Source organism: Pantoea conspicua (assembly GCF_002095315.1).
Taxonomy (GTDB): Bacteria; Pseudomonadota; Gammaproteobacteria; order Enterobacterales; family Enterobacteriaceae; genus Pantoea; species Pantoea conspicua.
Genome location: NZ_MLFN01000001.1, coordinates 97,378 through 111,616, shown reverse-complemented (window position 1 = coordinate 111,616; position 14,239 = coordinate 97,378). Strand labels below are relative to the sequence as shown.

Genomic DNA, 14,239 nt, shown 5'->3' with positions numbered 1-14,239 from the left:
ACTGATGAGCTCCTTAGAAGAATATTGCGCCGGTCTGTTTGTGATTCGTTTTCGCCACAGCAAAGTAGCGGAACGCATCAGCGCCGTGCGATGTGAAGTCATGAAGCGGTTTATCTTTCCAGCAGCCTCGTTTGTCGTCCCACTCCTTGCGGTATCCCTCAAGATGAGAGATGCCCTGCTCACATTTGGAAGCGTCAAAGGCGCACCTGGGGAGGATTTCACGCACTGAGTCGATACCGGTATCAACACCAAGCTTTGGTGCGACCTTGAAGCGGATTGAATAAACCTGACCGTCGATTTCAAAGCCTTCTGCTGCTATCTGCTTGCGGCTCTTGCCATCACCGGCAAACTCACGGTTATCGATATCGTGCGGCGCCCAGTGATCGCCATACTCATACCCGCGGTCTTTCAGCACCTTCATGTAATGCCTGAGGCCTTCACCACTGTTCTCGTAGTAGTCGATGACGTGGAATTCATCGCCGACTTCACGGATGAACCATATAGCTGTCGAGTCGCCTACCCCGATATCCCAGAAGGTATGAACCAGCTGATGAGAGTTATCAGGTAACTCACCAACACGTTTATTCGTGTAGAGCCAGCGGAACTGTTTGGCGTAATAGGCACCCTCGACAGACTGTTCAAATGCTTCAGCCGGTATGGATGGGTACTCGCGCTTCATATCATCGCCGAGCGTCTTCTCTTTGGCGTAATACCAGGCCTTCTGGCGCTCATTGAGAATTACGCCATGCTTCTGCTCGATTTCGTCAAAGTAATCGCTCAGGCGCTGCGGCAGCGGCTCTACGGGGTCGATTGCATAGAGTGGATTCTTCCACCAGGAGAAGAAGAAAAACTTCCAGTCGAGATTGGAAAGCGTCTTACCCTGCAACTGAGCTTTCTCTGCAGTCTGGCAATAGTCAAAGAAGTAACTGGCCCGCCCTTCTGCTGTGCTCTCAATAGTGGTGAAGCAATCGCTGGATACCGCCTCAAACGCACCAGTGACAATCTCACGGGCTTTGTCGGGGAACTTAGCGCATATCTTCCCGAACTCGGAAACGTGCAGGAAACGCAGCGTACCGCCACGGAATGACGTGCTGACGTAGAGAGATCCGCCCTTCCTGAATACGAGTTCACCTGCCGAATCGTTACTCGCTGGATTGGCCGCCCTGATTTCTGCTGGAAGGCGGTCGTAGGCGTATTTCACCTTTTCCCGGAACAGTCGCTTAGCATCGTTGAGGGTGTGTGCAATGAGCGCGCATTTGGCAGACTCGAAAAGCGCCGCATCTAACTGAATGATGCAGACCTCGGTGGTAAAACCGAGCTGACGAGCTTTCAGGATAATGTTGCGAGTGTGGATGCCTTCAAAGTATTCGCGCTGCTCTGGTGTCATCCGGAATCGCTGAGGTTTCCCCTCTTTGTCGGTGATCCAGTAGAGATTGTTTAACCGGAAATCTTTATCGGATAGCAATTTGAAATGCTCAGGTTTCATTAAGCCCCCTGAGACAATGAGTCCATCAGGTTCGACAGGTCATCGACCGTCTTATTTCCTTCCTCGCTATCGAGGTTGTAGGCCTTGCGCTCGGCGTTGATCACCTTAATCTGAGCATCAACTCCGGCAGTGATAGAGCGAGACATTGATGCGTGATTGTCTTCGGTGATTTCAGCATCCTCGAGGAAGTCTCGGAGCTTGTTGGTAATGACACGCCATGCTGCTAACCCCTCACGGTGAGCCATCACTACTGAGGCGGCTTCGTCGGATGCTTGGTCAACTATTTGAGCTTCGGTTTCCACTTCATTCTGGAAACTATCTCTGGAAACCTTGCTGGAAACTTTAGCCTGCGTGGCTGCCCTGACCTTTTGTGTAAGGTCTCTTTGCCAGCCTTCTTTTCCTGCCCGATTGTTAATAGCGGTGTGGCTAACTCCATGCTTCTCAGCTATAGCGCGTATGGACAACGAACCAGCCCGGTAAGCCGACTCGATGGCCTCCCAGTCAGGTGATGCCATAATTATTCCTATTCGGTTTTGTTCTTAATCGCTTCGAGGTAGTCGAACGTGACTTCTAGCAGCAGGCTGCGCAACACGTAATCTTCAGAGGCGCCCGGAGAAAACTGCTTGAGCCTCGCCTGCAACTCTTCGAGCACAGCCTGAGACTTCGCTACGTGCTCTTTCATGTCGAGGGTCACAGTAAGTGGCGCGATTATCTTCATGCTTTATCAGCCTCTTCAGTAGTGGGCCCGTGCGGCACGTACTCCATCTTGAGTACGTCATCCGGAGCCAGGTATACCCACGCGCCGTCTTCTTTGGCCACACCGATGAAGCCGTTTACTATCTCAGGCTGCGAGCGGTTCATCAGCCTTCGTGGGTTTCACCTGACTTTGTGGTTACTGTGATGCGGTAAGTGTCAGGCATATTCACTCCAATAAAAAACCTCCCGGATCATCACTGTCCGTGGTTTTGGTGATATCCAAGTTTTTGCTCAGCAGCCCTTCTCATAGCGACTGCCTCCTGAAATGTTTCAGCGACACCTAAAACAACGCGCTTACCACAGTGGTTAATTCTTGCCCGCCATTTTTTTAATGGTTGATAGAAATCTACTCCTACCACTCCACTATTATTGTTTCGCTGCTTCGTACGGTTTTTCTGATTTTCTTCGTTCGCCACAAGCCGTAGGTTTTCAATCCTATTGTCCGCTCGATTGTGATTTAAATGGTCAATTTGCAGCGCGGGGTCGATATCGCCGTGCATGTAAATCCAAGCAAGTCGGTGAGCCCTGCACTGCACCCCATCAATATGAATAAGCCAGTAGCCATGCCCCTTATCTACCCTACCAGCCAATTTTCCCGCATAACGATTATTACAGGCTGATGCAGCTGCTTTGGTTGCAAAGTGCGACTCTGGCCTTAATTTCCAGTGAAAGAGTCCGTCATTCGGGTTGTAGCTAAGCGCCTCATGCAAATATTGCTGAGTTGGAATTTTAATTTTGCGTTTACCTTTCTTTGAGATGAACCTTTGCCGCATAGGAAATCAGCCCATCGAAGGCTCGCCAGCGCTAACTGACTTCCTCAAAGGCTCATTTCAAAGGGCTTTGTTCTCAGTTCAGTTTTGACAGGTTTACTCGTCCCTTACCCACTCGCCTTGAACAGTGCGATAAAATGAGCAAACAGATTTTTCTTGCTGTATATCGTAAATCTCTATGGTGTCGTTGTTGTTTCTAGCTTCAACACTGGATGCCGCCTTTTCTGCTTCCTCGAGCGTCGAGGTCACGCAGTGAATGCCATTACAACAACCACCGAGCTCATAATCATCGTAAGCAAAAACGATAAAGCGTTTAGTTTCTGCCATTTTTGTTCGCTTCACAAATTCACCCCAAGCCTCCCCGTTTACACAAAGACTTTCGGGAATTGCTTCTAAACGCTCAGGGCAAATAGTATCTGTAATTCGCACCTCTTCAATGCTCTTAAGGCGATCACGGTCGCCGATTCGCATTGCCTGATCCGCTGTCGTACAGCCAGATAATTGGTAATTTTCAGGCTTTTTCATAAACCCTCCAGGTAATTTCAAATTACTATACCAGATTCGCAACGCTTCACAGCGTGGCTTACCGTTATCCCTTGTCGGAGAGATTCTTTAAGAGCCGTTGTGAAAGAGGCTCTCGGGCGACGCAAGTTTGCGTTGGCTATCACACTGCGATATCCAGCGTGAGTTGTAATTGTTCGCGCCAGTATTCGACATTTGCCTCAATAGCTGGCTTGTCCCATCTCCAGCGAGCCAGCTCACTTGCCCCTGCACTCACTTTTTCCTTTCTCGCATCACGGATGCGGCATGCTTGCTCAAACTTCTGCTGCTCAGTCAACTCACCGCGAAGCAAGCTATCAATGTGCAAGTCACACCACACAGCAAAGCGGGCGTCACACCAACGTGCAAACGCAACTGAAAGCTTTGGATGGAGCCAAGTACCACCGCCTCTATCCTTACGGGCTCGACTGGTCTTTACATACCTCGATTGTGAGGGATGTAAAATCTGCGAATCTTCACCGGTTAGCGCCTCATCTAAGGCGCGAATGTATTCGAGCGTTTCTGCCAGACGCATCCAGTTATCGATACGTTTGCCAAATCTCTCTGCTACGCCAGTAACGTTGATCCAGCCTTCGGTATTGAAACGAACCGCCTCACCTTTGTAGTTCAGTGGAACAATATTCATTGCGTTTCTACCTTTTAGAAAGTGAGCCTGTTCGCACAGAAAAGCCGCCCGAGAGAGGTCGCCACCTATAACGGCAGTTCTCAGGCTCGCTTACTGAAAGGCTCTCGTTGATATGCGCATGCGACTGCGCTGAGATTTATTGCAGGTACAAAAAAGCCCGACCGAAGCCAGGCTCTATGGTGCTCGTTGTAACGTAGGTTCTGGTAACAGCTACTGGAAGGTAGCGACAGTTACGCCTTTCTCATTGCAGACGTAAGCAACCTCTCCGTCATCCAGAATCATTTCATCATCACCGCCTGACCAGCCACGGAAGAAAATCATTCTTGATTCACGAACGAAACTCACGTCGCCGGTTGCCTGTAAAACTGAAATGTCGTTGTCTTTGTTGATGGTCTTGATGGTTAGCATTTTGTTTCTCTTGGTTGTGGTAATAAAAAAGCCCCGGCAGAACATCTCTGTCAGGGCTGGCTTTCGGGCACAAAAAAAGCCGCACCCTTTCGGACGCAGCTCTTCATCTTTGGGAAATTTAGCGCACTTTCCTGTGCGCCTCAATCATTTCAGGCACTGCTCCCTGATGTACTGCTGCAATCCTGCTATTTGCTTTCCGGCTGTTTCGATTCGCTCTCTGAGGGTGAAATAATCCCGTTGAGCGGAGTTGACTCATTGATAACATCGTGTAGGAGCTGATGGGTGAAGCTTTCTTTTGGCTGACTTGTATGCCTGAGATGCTTCACTCTCACTCCTGAAGGACCCAAGCTCGATGCACTTACCAGAAACAGTTATCCTTGCGCTATACATATCGCGCCTAGGGTCATGCTTAACGCCTTTGCAGATTCGGTTATGTTGATTTTCTGAAAGGGTCACGGAGCGCAAGTTTTCTGGAGAGTTATTAGCTTGGTTGCCATCTATATGGTCAATGCACAAAGGCCAGCACCCGTTGACCAGAAACCAGATCACTCTATGGGTGCAAAGCTTCTGTCTTTTTACGGCAACCCGATAGTAACCATCTTCTGTTTCAGCGCCGGCCTGCTTGCCGAGCATATGACCATTGAATTTTGGTGCTTTCTTCCATCTCAAGCCCGAAGTCATGCTGCTATCTACTTCAAGATGCTCGTTGATGTAAGCCTCAATTTCACTGGTTACTTTCGCCCTTCTCATCAAATACCACCTTTCGGATATAATCTTGAAGACCGCGAATTTGTTTTTCAGAGGTAGCTAATTGCTCTCTGAGACGGAAATAATTTTGTCGAGCGTCTGGAGTGAGTTCGGCGCTGGCTGCATCATCCAGGCCGGAGGAGGCGGTGGGTTGCTTCGTGCAGGTTGCGTTGAGCTGCAACCGACGCTTGCCAGCAGCAACATCGTCATGCAGCTGATCGATAGTGGCTTTAGCATCCGCTAACTCCTTCGTGTACTTCTGGTCGAGGGCCGCAACGCTTTTCTGACGGCGCTGCATGTCGTTGATGGTTTCCTGCCGCTTTTCCGCCAGGCTGGCTGCTTCGGTGTATTTGCTGTGATAATGCCCGGCCACCGAACCAAAGAAGATGATGCAGGCACAGAGCAGGAACCACAAAACCGATCGCCAGTTATTTGCCAGCCAGTTCATCAGCGTTCTCCGCCAGGCACATTGACCGCTCCATATCGCGGCGATTCATCAGGCCGCGCCACTTCTGCCCGCCAGCATAAATCCAGCGGCGCAGTTCTTCGCAGGCACCGTTTACGTCACCGGCATTCAGACGTTTAAGCAGTGTCGATTTTGAGAACGCGTTTGTGCCAACGTTATAGGTGAAGCTGTAGAGCGCGGCACGCTGATATTCACCCAGTGGAACTTTGACCATCCCATCAACAGCTTCCTTTACTGGCTTCAGGTCGTTCCACATCAGGCGATCACATTCGCGGTCTGTGTACTTTTTGCCCTTGATGATGTCGGTTCCGGTATGGCCATCGCAGACAGTCCAGACGCCTGCCACATCTTTGTAAGGCTCATATACCCTTCCCTCAACACCATCCTTTCCACCGAGGAATACAGTGGCGATAAGCATGGCTCCGCCGCCCGCAGCAGCAATCAGCTTATTGCGCAGGCCGTTTGACATAGCCATGGATTAACCCTCTGTGATGTCTGGTGCGGTGGGCCAGCGTTGAAGCGCTTTGATCTGCGCCAGTGTGGCCTTGCGTTTGTAGTACCAGTTGATGCCAAGCGTGAACAGCGCCACCAGAATACCGGCCAACACGCCTACAGCACTCCACTCGTCGGGACTTAACCGGGTCAGGAGACCGTTGGCAATCGTCCCGGCAGATGCGCCATAAGCAGCGCCTGATGCCAGTTTGCTCATATCAATACTCATGTGCCCCCCGGTTACGGGGACGTGCTCAATTAGGAATTGTCTACTTTCTGAACTGAGCAAGTCCGGCTAGTCTTTTCCTTGTCGAGAGAAAAAGAACCGTACTGCCGTTGGGTAGTCAACGCTGAAGAATCCGCCATTGAGCGGATTTTTTTATGGGTAAAAAATACGCCACCCCATAACACACAGGAGGAAATCCAGAAACCCGGAGTGACGTGAAAACGACAAGGGTCTGTAGCAGCACACCCTTACAGAGACAGAACTATCTTAAAGGCAACCAAATAACATTTATTGCACAAACGTATGATCAAGAATTGTTAGGATTTTATGGTCAGTTTATGAAAGATGGCTGACATATTGTGGAACTTGAATTTTTTTGGCGCCTTTCTGGATATGGATGGCGCTTTTTTTTCGTGCCGGTTTTTCGTGCCGGGTTCACGGCAATGATAAAAAAGGCCGCTCTGATGGCGACCTTTTGAAATAGTTTAGTGGTGTTACTTATCCGCTACAGGGTATGCAGTAGGGTTTATCCCTCTCAGGGGATAGAAATAAAAAAGCCCCGCCGACTGGTGAGGTCGCGAGGCTCTTTGGCATCCACATTTATGCAACTGACCGGTAAAGCCGCGATCTGTTCGCTTCACTTCCCGATCATGCCGCTAATGTGCCAGGTTACATGCCCTTTGTCTTTGGCATTTCGTGCTATATAACATTATCACGCTGCAATTTTAAGAATCTCCTTCTCCATTTCTCGCTTAATTGCGTAAAACATTTCTCCTTCGATGATATCCATCGCCCATTCCATTCTGTTGCGGGCCTCTTTCGGTGAGATGCTGCAGTAATAAATCAGGGATGAGCCGATATTTTGCACGCTCTTGCGCTTGCAGTATCGTAATCTGGCTACGTTCCGAAGCGGGTTATCTCTTCCGAATGTCTTTACCATGACTGATTCAACAAAGGCGGCATCATCTGATTCTTTGGCGAGAGCGATGATGTTTGCCGTTGATGACTGAGGGATAAGCAGGTCGCGAGCCTTGCGGAACAGCTCTTCACCACGCAGCCCTTCACAATGCAGCTGTGACACGATTTTCTCTATCTGCTTACCCTTCTGCTCACTCCATTCACATCGCATCATCAGGCGCCCGATAATATTAACCTCTGCACGGTCGTAGTCTTCGCCACCGAGGTGATCGCCCCATACGCCCAGCAGATGCCTGACCCATGCCTGCTGCGATTTGTTGATGGTCTTCCAGCCATTGCCGAATAACCGGCGCATGTCCGCTGCTGTTCTGACGCATGACAGTCTGACGATTTGCTGATAGTCACGCTCAATGCGCATGCTTCACCCCCATCATCTTCGCCGTGTTCCGGATTATCCGGTAGTTGATCTCGTACATGCCGCGCATCTTGAGAATGCGAAGGCGGAGCCACTTCTCTCTGAGGTATTCGGTCATGATGCCTCCATCTCTGTGATGATGATTTCCAGCCTGCCGCCCTTCACCACCTCACAGCGAACCATGCGCACGTCATCAATCAGGCTGTCGTCAGCTATGACGCCTGCTTGGGTGAGTGAGTCGAGGGGTGCTTTGAATAGGTTGTCCAGGTCACGCCGGGCGCGTGTAGGTGGATATGCGAGGATTTTTACTTTGAGCCTGCCGGCCAGTTGGTATTGCTGATTTGCTTCGGTGATTTGTCTGGTTACTGCGGTGGTATATTCCCTGCCTTTCTTGCTTTTGATTTTCCTGCCGCGAAATACTGAGAAGAGGTGATTATTTCCGGGCGGCCACGGCAGCTCTATTCGGTATTCGTTCATCGTTTCACCTTACCTTCCCTAAGCAGAGCGTCCTGTGTGCGTATGACACCCTCAAGGTGGGCTATGCGCGCCTCAGTGACGTCACAACGGCGTGTGCGCCGGTCTATTTCATCATGGCAACCTGAGCAGGCCCATGCGCCAAACAGGTCATCAGGCTTCATTCCGGTTCCACAGATACCAACCATGCGGTAATGCGCGAGTACGACTGTTTCAGAATTGCCGTTACATATGCCCGGCAGCCTGACCTGGCATTCCCTGCCCCGCGCCTCTTTGCGTAAGTTAGCCATCACTTTCTCCTGTCATGGCGAAGTTCGGATCGGCCAGAAGCCACAGGTCGAGGCATGAGCCACAGGCGTAGACTTCGGTATCCAGCAATAGAGCACCACAGCCAGCGCAGGCAGAAACACACTGCTCTCCATCGCCAGTAGGCTGACTTGATTGGGTTATCTCGCTCATGGTTCTCCCATTCGATATCGCATTCGCACTGCTCGCAGCTTATGGAGTAGTGATACTTGTCTTCTGAGGTGAGTGTTATGTGACAGCGGCAGCAGCGTTCACGCGGCATTTTCTCGCTCCTTTTTCATCAGGAAGCATTCCATTGCAGCACGAAGGGGATTCTGATTTGCAGACATACAATGCCTGTTAAATATTGCGGCCCACTCATCACGACTTTGGTGGCAGGTCAGGCTAACGTTTTCTTTCTCGATAATCGGACCGGCATCAGACCATGAGTTGCATGGATTGAAAATACTGCGGTCATCGTCATCGCATTTAACTATGCATGTCCCGTTGTCATACCACTCACCCAGGCATGTCGCCGCAACTGCTTTGTTGATTTCAAAATCAGTCATTTCTGCGTAATTCATCTTCAGCTCCACATTGGGTTTTTATACTGCCTGCTCGGTATTGGCTCGTTCCGGAACTCAGGCAGCAGCGCGCTGACCAGCCAGAGGCGTGGGTCAAATGCAAGGCACTTTTTGGCCTGGATATTTCGTGATTTGTAACTGGCTATCAGCTCATCTGCTGTTTTTGTGTCTATCGGGTCGGGGTGAGTGAACCAGGTTTCACGCATGATTACGCCACCTTATCGCACCAGTTGCTGCACGAACTACTTCCAGGAATTCCGGTGATTTCTTCAGTCCAAGTTCACGTGCTTTGTTGGTTACCTGCTGACGTGGCTTGTCGAACATGATTGCCAGCAGTTCTGTTGATGCGTTTGCGTAATCGCGAGTCAGAATGTCGAGATGGTCGCGGCTCCATGTATTTCTCATGCTGCACTCCTGTATTCGGTAGTCACGACACCGGGCGCGCCGGTTGTGTACATCGGGTTTCGGTCGGGGTTCTCTGGCGTCACTTCCATCAGCCCGTCAAAGCGCTGGTATACGCAGTGAGGTTTGTTATGGACGTGAGCAAGCCACGCAGCCTCTTCGATAGCTGCGCCAATTTCAGTAAAGGGGGTCATGTTATTTTCCGAAGCGGTTAGCCCATTCAGCCGCACGCGCTGACTCGTCGCTAAATCTGACGTCGTGCTCAATGCCGAAGCTGTGGATTAGAGTGATGAGGTCACGCATCTCACTGACGCGCATTTTGCTTGTTGATTTACCGAGGACTACAAAGCCATTCCCCGCCAGATTCGGCACCGCCTCCTGTCCGTTCAGGCTCGCGCTAAACAGGTGCTTCCAGCTCTCCGGAGCCAGCTTCCGCCCATGCCAGATAACCTGCTCTGATACGTCATGCAGGCAAGCCCATAAGAGAGCGTTTTGTTCGAGGGTTCTGGTTCGTTCAGAGATGGTTACTACGAGAGGGGTCTGGTTATTCGCTGATATCTGCTGGATGGCTTCTACACAGTTTTGCCGTATTCGGTTATCCCGCAGGATGTAGGTTTGTTTCTCCATCGCGTTTATCTCGCTTTAATGCGTCGCTAAGTAATTTCCTGACACCATGACTCAGGCTAAGTGTTCCTGCGTGCTTCTGGGCGAAGCGACTGATGTCGATTGCCAGCTTATCCAGTTCAGCGTCTGATATGACGTGCTCAGAGCGCTTTAAGGGGATTACGTTGTTCATCAGCGCACCTTGTGGCTATTTGGAATACAGAAAGTGGAAGATGCCGGAGTTCCGTTTGGCGATGTGTAGAAATAAAGTGGCCACCATCGGCCAAAGCAACGCACGGGCAACCGGAAGCAAATATATCCCCATCTTTTGGTTCGGATATTTACCGCCCAATGCATAGCGTTTTCGCCATAGATGGTCAGAGGACCAATACTAATATGACCCGCCATAAAGCTTTCCCACCATGTGAATGACTGGTATTCCTTTTGATTCAATATCGCTCGCTTTAACCACATATCACTGCTCTCCGTTCTGATTGGTGGGCTGATCCGGGATGATGCGGTAGGCGCAAACAAGCTTACCGCTGCCATTTCCCCAGTTGAGGAATCCGCTATATTCAGTTTCTATCTCGCCAGTTGCATAACGAACCTGGACGACTCGGCCTTTTACGGCTCCAGGAATTTCTCTTCCTTCCCACTCAATCCACTCACCCTCCCCCCGCTCCTGCTGCTCCAGTATGGGGAGTGCAATCTCAAGGGCGTCCAGATAGTCATACATCTGATTGCTCATGCCTTGGTTGTCACGCTTAAACTGCAAATCAATGATGCGTTGTTTGCAGCGTTCAGCTGTTAGCTTTTTCATTGCCCTGCTCCTGAAATAATGACTCTGCTTCAAGGCTGCTGAGGTCTATACCCAGCCATTCACAAGCCCGCTTCATGTCTTCCTCGGGTATGATTCGCTGCCCGTTACTAAGCACAACAACTTTGATCGTTAGTTCTGGAGCGATGGTCATGAAATTCTCGGCCACAACTGTCGGTAATTCTTTGCTCATATCAAAATCCCCCACCCTTTTTGCCGCCTTTGTCGGAACGCGAATCGCGCTCGAATTGTGCCAGTTCGATTTCACCGCCTGACTTGCCGCATCCAAAGCAGATAAAGTCGTTGTTCTGTGGGCGCACCACGAAAGACGGGGTGCTTTCGTCATGGAATGGGCATAACCCGCGATAATTCGCGCCTTGCTTCGTGAGTTCGGTCAGCTTCATTGCGCTATCGATGATGGACATTTACACGCCCTCCAGTGGAAGGTTTGCAGCCACGCTGGCCACGCGCAAAAACTCGCGCATCATGTCCATATCCATCCATGTCTTTTCGGTCAGGTGAAATGCCCAGTTAGCAAGGCTTTCATGGCTGTGCAGCCTGTTTACTGCGATTTCATAGGTGGTGTTGCCTGTGTTGAGCACAACGAATCCGTCTTCCAGATAAACCTTTTTGGCCAGCTCCGCGCGGTGCGCCATGTACTGCTCGAGATGTGTTTTCATCAGAAACCCTCTACCTGTTTTAGTTGCTTGGTCACTTTGCGGGATTTGCGCTCTGCTCGCTCTTCCACTGCCTGTTTTTGGTCGCATGGGAAAAGAGCTACGTCTTTTTGGTCAACGTAAACCGTTCCGGTTTTGCCGTGGCGGTTCAGCCGGAGGATAAGCTCAGTTAGCGTCGGATCCGCGTTCTCGTCGTAAACGTTTTCCTTGTAGATGGCCATCCAGTAATCACAGTCCTGTTCAATCTGACCGGTATCGCGCGAATCGCTGGCCATAGGGCGCTTATTGGCTCGCTCTTCCAGATTACGGTTTAACTGGGTCAGGAGGATGATTACCGTGTCCAGCTCCTTGGCCAGGTTCTTCAGTGCCTTGGTAATCTTGCCGAATGCCAGAGCGTTGGTTTCTGAAGCTTCAGTGCTCATCAGTGTCAGGTAGTCGATGCCAATCATGCCGATACGCTTGTTATTTCGCTTCAGCTTGCGGCACTCTGCCTGAATGTGGGCCAGCGTCATGCCGGGGTTATCGTCAATCCAGATGTTTGGCCGGTCGCTCATTCTGGCCATCGCTGCGTAAACCCTATTCCAGTCTTCATCCTCGCTCGGGCCCGATTTTTCTTGTGCATAGAACATATCGGTATTGACGTGTGATGACTGGCCAAGCATGCGCTCGAAGATTTGCTCTTCAGGCATCTCAAGGCTGAACATGGCCACAGGCAGGTTTTCAACGTCTGCGACATGCAAAGCGATTTCGGTCAGCACCGTGGTTTTACCCATTTTTGGCCTTGCGCCAATAACGAACAGGGATCCGCGCATGACATGCTTCGGTGCCAGTAGCTTGTCGAGGTCACGAATGCCAGTAGTCAGGCCGCGATGCGCATCCGGATCGTTAAACCGGTTTTCGACCATTGCTGTCCATTTAGCTGCAATGTCGTCTATGCGACGAAGTCCCTTTTTGTTGCCGGTAGCAGTGCTGTCTACAGCCTCTGCCAGCAAAGCCTGAGCGGCTTCAACCTTCTGCTCAGTGGTCATGCCGTTGCGGGAGCTGAACAGGCTGGCCACCTCGTTTGACTGGCGGATCCACATGCGGTCAGAAGCCCGGTCTTTCACGACTGAGGCGTAGTTCACGACGTTTGCGGAGCTGGGTGTGTTTTTAACCATCTCAGCCAGATAGCCGAAACCACCTAGCTGCTCCAGCTTCCCGCCTTGCTCCAGCGCCTGTGACAGCGTCAGGATGTCCACGGTAATTTTGCGTCGGTTAAGCGTCACAGCTTCAGACCAGATTTCCTGATGTGAGCGGCTGTAGAACGCATCTGGCTTCAGCGTGGCCAGCACCATCTGGCATTTGTCGCTCTGGCTGTCATTCAGGATGCTGCCGATTACACACTGCTCCGCATCGATGCTGTTTGGAGGTACGAAGTTATTTCCTGTCATTTGCGCGCTGCTCCTTCACCTTCGTGTAGCACTCATCCGTCACTAGATAGTCCAGATTCTTGGCTGCCCAAAATCCACCCTTGCCGTTTGGCCTTTCCTGCATCATCCAGGTGCAGTTCGAAGCGATGTATTCGAGATAGTTCCGCCAGTTCTCAATCGTGAACGGAACACCTTTGGCCTTCTGGTACTCGCGGTTGCACTGCTGCCAGAAGTTGCGCATCGCAGATTTACGTTTTCCACGAATAATTTCGACTGCCGACATTTCCGGCAGGATTTCATGGTAGGCATTCACCATGTCTTCGTATGGGGTGCGAACTGCTTTTGGCTTATCAGGATTGGCTGGCTGTCTCGGGATTCTGATTTCTTCATCATCGTCCTGATCGGCGGTTTGAGATGGACACTCAATATCTTTAGATATTGAGTTATTAGTTATTAATTCATTGTTTGTGGCACTTTGATGGCACTCTGTTGGCACAACCTCCTCGACAGCCCTTGGTGCTAGCGGCATTGCGTTGGCACTCTGTTGGCATTCTGTTGGCACAATATTTGGCTGATAATCGTCGTATTTTGTGACCGAAATTCGGGTGAATTTCTTATTGGAAATGCGGCTAATCATGCTCAGCTTTTCGAACTTGTTGAGCAGATACTTAATGCGGTCACCGGTGATTCCTGTTTCGGCTGCCAGAGTATTTCGCCCGGTGATGAACTCACCACGCCTAACCAGCATTTCACCGAACTCGGTATTAACTGGTGCAGGCGCATGGTTGGCTGACAGGATGATGTGGATCCACAGGTGAACAGCTTCAGAATCCGTTCTGTAGAAGGGAAGCTCCTTGATTTTACGATGCAGCAAGGCATACCCCTTAACGCCCTGTTGCGGCGTCTCCTGGAACCTTTTAGCCTCTCTGGCTCTGGCTAAACTTGATACGTTGCTCATTGCCGCTTCTCCTTAGCTTTGTGTTCATCCAGAATCTGCCTCAACTTCTCAGCAACCTTCGGATTGAACGCTTTGCAGAATTCGACTCGGGCAAGGTTTTTGTGCAATTCCGCCTGGTACATAACGTGTTTCTTTGGCATAATTACTCCTGTGAATTGAT

Annotated in this window: 27 protein-coding genes and 1 pseudogene; all 28 read right to left on the bottom strand. The window is 50.6% G+C overall.

All coding sequences use genetic code 11. The annotated features are described in order from the left end of the window. Positions 1–13: 13 nt before the first annotated feature. The 28 genes and pseudogenes from HA41_RS00645 to HA41_RS21055 all read right to left on the bottom strand — a co-directional run bounded on the left by HA41_RS00645 (position 14) and on the right by HA41_RS21055 (position 14,219). Positions 14–1,486: a terminase large subunit gene (locus HA41_RS00645; RefSeq protein WP_094119123.1), complete on the bottom strand. Its 1,473-nt coding sequence runs from the start codon at positions 1,484–1,486 to the stop codon at positions 14–16. Continuing rightward, positions 1,486–2,001 carry a hypothetical protein gene (locus HA41_RS00640; protein ID WP_094119122.1) on the bottom strand — a complete coding sequence of 172 codons (516 nt, stop codon included), beginning with the start codon at positions 1,999–2,001 and terminating at the stop codon, positions 1,486–1,488. Before HA41_RS00640 ends, HA41_RS00645 begins: the two co-directional genes overlap by 1 nt. Before the next feature lie 8 nt (positions 2,002–2,009). Continuing rightward, the gene (locus HA41_RS00635) at positions 2,010–2,204 is read right to left on the bottom strand and encodes a hypothetical protein (protein ID WP_094119121.1); all 195 of its coding nucleotides are present in this window, start codon (positions 2,202–2,204) and stop codon (positions 2,010–2,012) included. Between the two features lie 232 nt (positions 2,205–2,436). Beyond that, complete coding sequence (locus HA41_RS00625; RefSeq protein WP_094119120.1) at positions 2,437–3,015, bottom strand: HNH endonuclease signature motif containing protein; 579 nt, start codon at positions 3,013–3,015, stop codon at positions 2,437–2,439. Positions 3,016–3,108: 93 nt separating this feature from the next. Next, entirely contained in the window at positions 3,109–3,537 is a 429-nt protein-coding gene (locus tag HA41_RS00620) for a hypothetical protein (RefSeq protein WP_094119119.1), read from the bottom strand. Positions 3,538–3,676: 139 nt separating this feature from the next. Then, positions 3,677–4,198, bottom strand: a complete 522-nt coding sequence (locus HA41_RS00615) for a KilA-N domain-containing protein (RefSeq protein WP_094119118.1) — start codon at positions 4,196–4,198, stop codon at positions 3,677–3,679. Positions 4,199–4,408: 210 nt separating this feature from the next. Continuing rightward, positions 4,409–4,606: a hypothetical protein gene (locus HA41_RS00610; protein WP_094119117.1), complete on the bottom strand. Its 198-nt coding sequence runs from the start codon at positions 4,604–4,606 to the stop codon at positions 4,409–4,411. Between the two features lie 144 nt (positions 4,607–4,750). Continuing rightward, a pseudogene (locus HA41_RS20620) lies at positions 4,751–4,855 on the bottom strand (lysis system i-spanin subunit Rz); the annotation flags it as partial. 3 nt (positions 4,856–4,858) lie between these two features. Continuing rightward, on the bottom strand, positions 4,859–5,356 hold the full coding sequence (locus HA41_RS00600) for an HNH endonuclease signature motif containing protein (RefSeq protein ID WP_094119116.1): 498 nt from the start codon (positions 5,354–5,356) through the stop codon (positions 4,859–4,861). Then, the gene (locus HA41_RS00595) at positions 5,331–5,801 is read right to left on the bottom strand and encodes a lysis protein (RefSeq protein ID WP_094119115.1); all 471 of its coding nucleotides are present in this window, start codon (positions 5,799–5,801) and stop codon (positions 5,331–5,333) included. Before HA41_RS00595 ends, HA41_RS00600 begins: the two co-directional genes overlap by 26 nt. Continuing rightward, the gene (locus HA41_RS00590) at positions 5,782–6,294 is read right to left on the bottom strand and encodes a lysozyme (RefSeq protein ID WP_094119114.1); all 513 of its coding nucleotides are present in this window, start codon (positions 6,292–6,294) and stop codon (positions 5,782–5,784) included. Before HA41_RS00590 ends, HA41_RS00595 begins: the two co-directional genes overlap by 20 nt. 3 nt (positions 6,295–6,297) lie before the next feature. Beyond that, complete coding sequence (locus HA41_RS00585; protein WP_094119113.1) at positions 6,298–6,540, bottom strand: phage holin; 243 nt, start codon at positions 6,538–6,540, stop codon at positions 6,298–6,300. A 709-nt stretch (positions 6,541–7,249) separates the two neighbouring features. Then, positions 7,250–7,873 carry a hypothetical protein gene (locus tag HA41_RS00580; protein ID WP_094119112.1) on the bottom strand — a complete coding sequence of 208 codons (624 nt, stop codon included), beginning with the start codon at positions 7,871–7,873 and terminating at the stop codon, positions 7,250–7,252. After that, the gene (locus HA41_RS20615) at positions 7,863–7,988 is read right to left on the bottom strand and encodes a YlcG family protein (protein ID WP_122983614.1); all 126 of its coding nucleotides are present in this window, start codon (positions 7,986–7,988) and stop codon (positions 7,863–7,865) included. The genes HA41_RS00580 and HA41_RS20615 overlap by 11 nt, the downstream gene beginning before the upstream one ends. Continuing rightward, positions 7,985–8,347 (bottom strand): RusA family crossover junction endodeoxyribonuclease, encoded by a 363-nt coding sequence (locus HA41_RS00575; protein WP_094119111.1) that lies wholly within the window; start codon positions 8,345–8,347, stop codon positions 7,985–7,987. Before HA41_RS00575 ends, HA41_RS20615 begins: the two co-directional genes overlap by 4 nt. Further along, the gene (locus tag HA41_RS00570) at positions 8,344–8,634 is read right to left on the bottom strand and encodes a DUF1364 domain-containing protein (RefSeq protein WP_094119110.1); all 291 of its coding nucleotides are present in this window, start codon (positions 8,632–8,634) and stop codon (positions 8,344–8,346) included. Before HA41_RS00570 ends, HA41_RS00575 begins: the two co-directional genes overlap by 4 nt. Further along, a complete protein-coding gene (locus HA41_RS20610) occupies positions 8,627–8,803 on the bottom strand; it encodes a protein NinF (protein ID WP_143807215.1) in 177 nt (58 codons plus the stop codon). Before HA41_RS20610 ends, HA41_RS00570 begins: the two co-directional genes overlap by 8 nt. 98 nt (positions 8,804–8,901) lie before the next feature. Then, entirely contained in the window at positions 8,902–9,213 is a 312-nt protein-coding gene (locus HA41_RS00565; protein ID WP_094119109.1) for a phage protein NinX family protein, read from the bottom strand. Positions 9,214–9,215: 2 nt separating this feature from the next. Further along, a complete protein-coding gene (locus HA41_RS00560) occupies positions 9,216–9,419 on the bottom strand; it encodes a hypothetical protein (protein WP_094119108.1) in 204 nt (67 codons plus the stop codon). Beyond that, positions 9,412–9,618, bottom strand: coding sequence for a hypothetical protein (locus HA41_RS00555; protein ID WP_094119107.1), 207 nt, complete (start codon positions 9,616–9,618; stop codon positions 9,412–9,414). Before HA41_RS00555 ends, HA41_RS00560 begins: the two co-directional genes overlap by 8 nt. 192 nt (positions 9,619–9,810) lie before the next feature. After that, the gene (locus HA41_RS00545; protein ID WP_094119105.1) at positions 9,811–10,242 is read right to left on the bottom strand and encodes a recombination protein NinB; all 432 of its coding nucleotides are present in this window, start codon (positions 10,240–10,242) and stop codon (positions 9,811–9,813) included. A 451-nt stretch (positions 10,243–10,693) separates the two neighbouring features. After that, positions 10,694–11,038, bottom strand: a complete 345-nt coding sequence (locus HA41_RS00540; protein ID WP_094119104.1) for a hypothetical protein — start codon at positions 11,036–11,038, stop codon at positions 10,694–10,696. Then, the gene (locus tag HA41_RS00535; RefSeq protein WP_094119103.1) at positions 11,019–11,228 is read right to left on the bottom strand and encodes a hypothetical protein; all 210 of its coding nucleotides are present in this window, start codon (positions 11,226–11,228) and stop codon (positions 11,019–11,021) included. Before HA41_RS00535 ends, HA41_RS00540 begins: the two co-directional genes overlap by 20 nt. A gap of 1 nt (position 11,229) precedes the next feature. Then, the gene (locus HA41_RS00530) at positions 11,230–11,460 is read right to left on the bottom strand and encodes a CHC2 zinc finger domain-containing protein (RefSeq protein ID WP_094119102.1); all 231 of its coding nucleotides are present in this window, start codon (positions 11,458–11,460) and stop codon (positions 11,230–11,232) included. Next, complete coding sequence (locus HA41_RS00525) at positions 11,461–11,715, bottom strand: hypothetical protein (protein ID WP_094119101.1); 255 nt, start codon at positions 11,713–11,715, stop codon at positions 11,461–11,463. It lies immediately after the preceding gene. After that, positions 11,715–13,142 (bottom strand): replicative DNA helicase, encoded by a 1,428-nt coding sequence (locus HA41_RS00520; protein ID WP_094119100.1) that lies wholly within the window; start codon positions 13,140–13,142, stop codon positions 11,715–11,717. Before HA41_RS00520 ends, HA41_RS00525 begins: the two co-directional genes overlap by 1 nt. After that, on the bottom strand, positions 13,129–14,079 hold the full coding sequence (locus HA41_RS00515) for a hypothetical protein (protein ID WP_094119099.1): 951 nt from the start codon (positions 14,077–14,079) through the stop codon (positions 13,129–13,131). The genes HA41_RS00520 and HA41_RS00515 overlap by 14 nt, the downstream gene beginning before the upstream one ends. Continuing rightward, positions 14,076–14,219 carry a hypothetical protein gene (locus HA41_RS21055; RefSeq protein ID WP_167373367.1) on the bottom strand — a complete coding sequence of 48 codons (144 nt, stop codon included), beginning with the start codon at positions 14,217–14,219 and terminating at the stop codon, positions 14,076–14,078. The genes HA41_RS00515 and HA41_RS21055 overlap by 4 nt, the downstream gene beginning before the upstream one ends. Positions 14,220–14,239 lie beyond the last annotated feature (20 nt).

Bases quoted from the DNA above. Each gene is read 5' to 3' on its own strand.
- HA41_RS00645 (WP_094119123.1), bottom strand. From the start codon at position 1,486: ATGAAACCTGAGCATTTCAAATTGCTATCCGATAAAGATTTCCGGTTA.
- HA41_RS00640 (WP_094119122.1), bottom strand. From the start codon at position 2,001: ATGGCATCACCTGACTGGGAGGCCATCGAGTCGGCTTACCGGGCTGGT.
- HA41_RS00635 (WP_094119121.1), bottom strand. From the start codon at position 2,204: ATGAAGATAATCGCGCCACTTACTGTGACCCTCGACATGAAAGAGCAC.
- HA41_RS00625 (WP_094119120.1), bottom strand. From the start codon at position 3,015: ATGCGGCAAAGGTTCATCTCAAAGAAAGGTAAACGCAAAATTAAAATT.
- HA41_RS00620 (WP_094119119.1), bottom strand. From the start codon at position 3,537: ATGAAAAAGCCTGAAAATTACCAATTATCTGGCTGTACGACAGCGGAT.
- HA41_RS00615 (WP_094119118.1), bottom strand. From the start codon at position 4,198: ATGAATATTGTTCCACTGAACTACAAAGGTGAGGCGGTTCGTTTCAAT.
- HA41_RS00610 (WP_094119117.1), bottom strand. From the start codon at position 4,606: ATGCTAACCATCAAGACCATCAACAAAGACAACGACATTTCAGTTTTA.
- HA41_RS00600 (WP_094119116.1), bottom strand. From the start codon at position 5,356: ATGAGAAGGGCGAAAGTAACCAGTGAAATTGAGGCTTACATCAACGAG.
- HA41_RS00595 (WP_094119115.1), bottom strand. From the start codon at position 5,801: ATGAACTGGCTGGCAAATAACTGGCGATCGGTTTTGTGGTTCCTGCTC.
- HA41_RS00590 (WP_094119114.1), bottom strand. From the start codon at position 6,294: ATGGCTATGTCAAACGGCCTGCGCAATAAGCTGATTGCTGCTGCGGGC.
- HA41_RS00585 (WP_094119113.1), bottom strand. From the start codon at position 6,540: ATGAGTATTGATATGAGCAAACTGGCATCAGGCGCTGCTTATGGCGCA.
- HA41_RS00580 (WP_094119112.1), bottom strand. From the start codon at position 7,873: ATGCGCATTGAGCGTGACTATCAGCAAATCGTCAGACTGTCATGCGTC.
- HA41_RS20615 (WP_122983614.1), bottom strand. From the start codon at position 7,988: ATGACCGAATACCTCAGAGAGAAGTGGCTCCGCCTTCGCATTCTCAAG.
- HA41_RS00575 (WP_094119111.1), bottom strand. From the start codon at position 8,347: ATGAACGAATACCGAATAGAGCTGCCGTGGCCGCCCGGAAATAATCAC.
- HA41_RS00570 (WP_094119110.1), bottom strand. From the start codon at position 8,634: ATGGCTAACTTACGCAAAGAGGCGCGGGGCAGGGAATGCCAGGTCAGG.
- HA41_RS20610 (WP_143807215.1), bottom strand. From the start codon at position 8,803: ATGAGCGAGATAACCCAATCAAGTCAGCCTACTGGCGATGGAGAGCAG.
- HA41_RS00565 (WP_094119109.1), bottom strand. From the start codon at position 9,213: ATGAATTACGCAGAAATGACTGATTTTGAAATCAACAAAGCAGTTGCG.
- HA41_RS00560 (WP_094119108.1), bottom strand. From the start codon at position 9,419: ATGCGTGAAACCTGGTTCACTCACCCCGACCCGATAGACACAAAAACA.
- HA41_RS00555 (WP_094119107.1), bottom strand. From the start codon at position 9,618: ATGAGAAATACATGGAGCCGCGACCATCTCGACATTCTGACTCGCGAT.
- HA41_RS00545 (WP_094119105.1), bottom strand. From the start codon at position 10,242: ATGGAGAAACAAACCTACATCCTGCGGGATAACCGAATACGGCAAAAC.
- HA41_RS00540 (WP_094119104.1), bottom strand. From the start codon at position 11,038: ATGAAAAAGCTAACAGCTGAACGCTGCAAACAACGCATCATTGATTTG.
- HA41_RS00535 (WP_094119103.1), bottom strand. From the start codon at position 11,228: ATGAGCAAAGAATTACCGACAGTTGTGGCCGAGAATTTCATGACCATC.
- HA41_RS00530 (WP_094119102.1), bottom strand. From the start codon at position 11,460: ATGTCCATCATCGATAGCGCAATGAAGCTGACCGAACTCACGAAGCAA.
- HA41_RS00525 (WP_094119101.1), bottom strand. From the start codon at position 11,715: ATGAAAACACATCTCGAGCAGTACATGGCGCACCGCGCGGAGCTGGCC.
- HA41_RS00520 (WP_094119100.1), bottom strand. From the start codon at position 13,142: ATGACAGGAAATAACTTCGTACCTCCAAACAGCATCGATGCGGAGCAG.
- HA41_RS00515 (WP_094119099.1), bottom strand. From the start codon at position 14,079: ATGAGCAACGTATCAAGTTTAGCCAGAGCCAGAGAGGCTAAAAGGTTC.
- HA41_RS21055 (WP_167373367.1), bottom strand. From the start codon at position 14,219: ATGCCAAAGAAACACGTTATGTACCAGGCGGAATTGCACAAAAACCTT.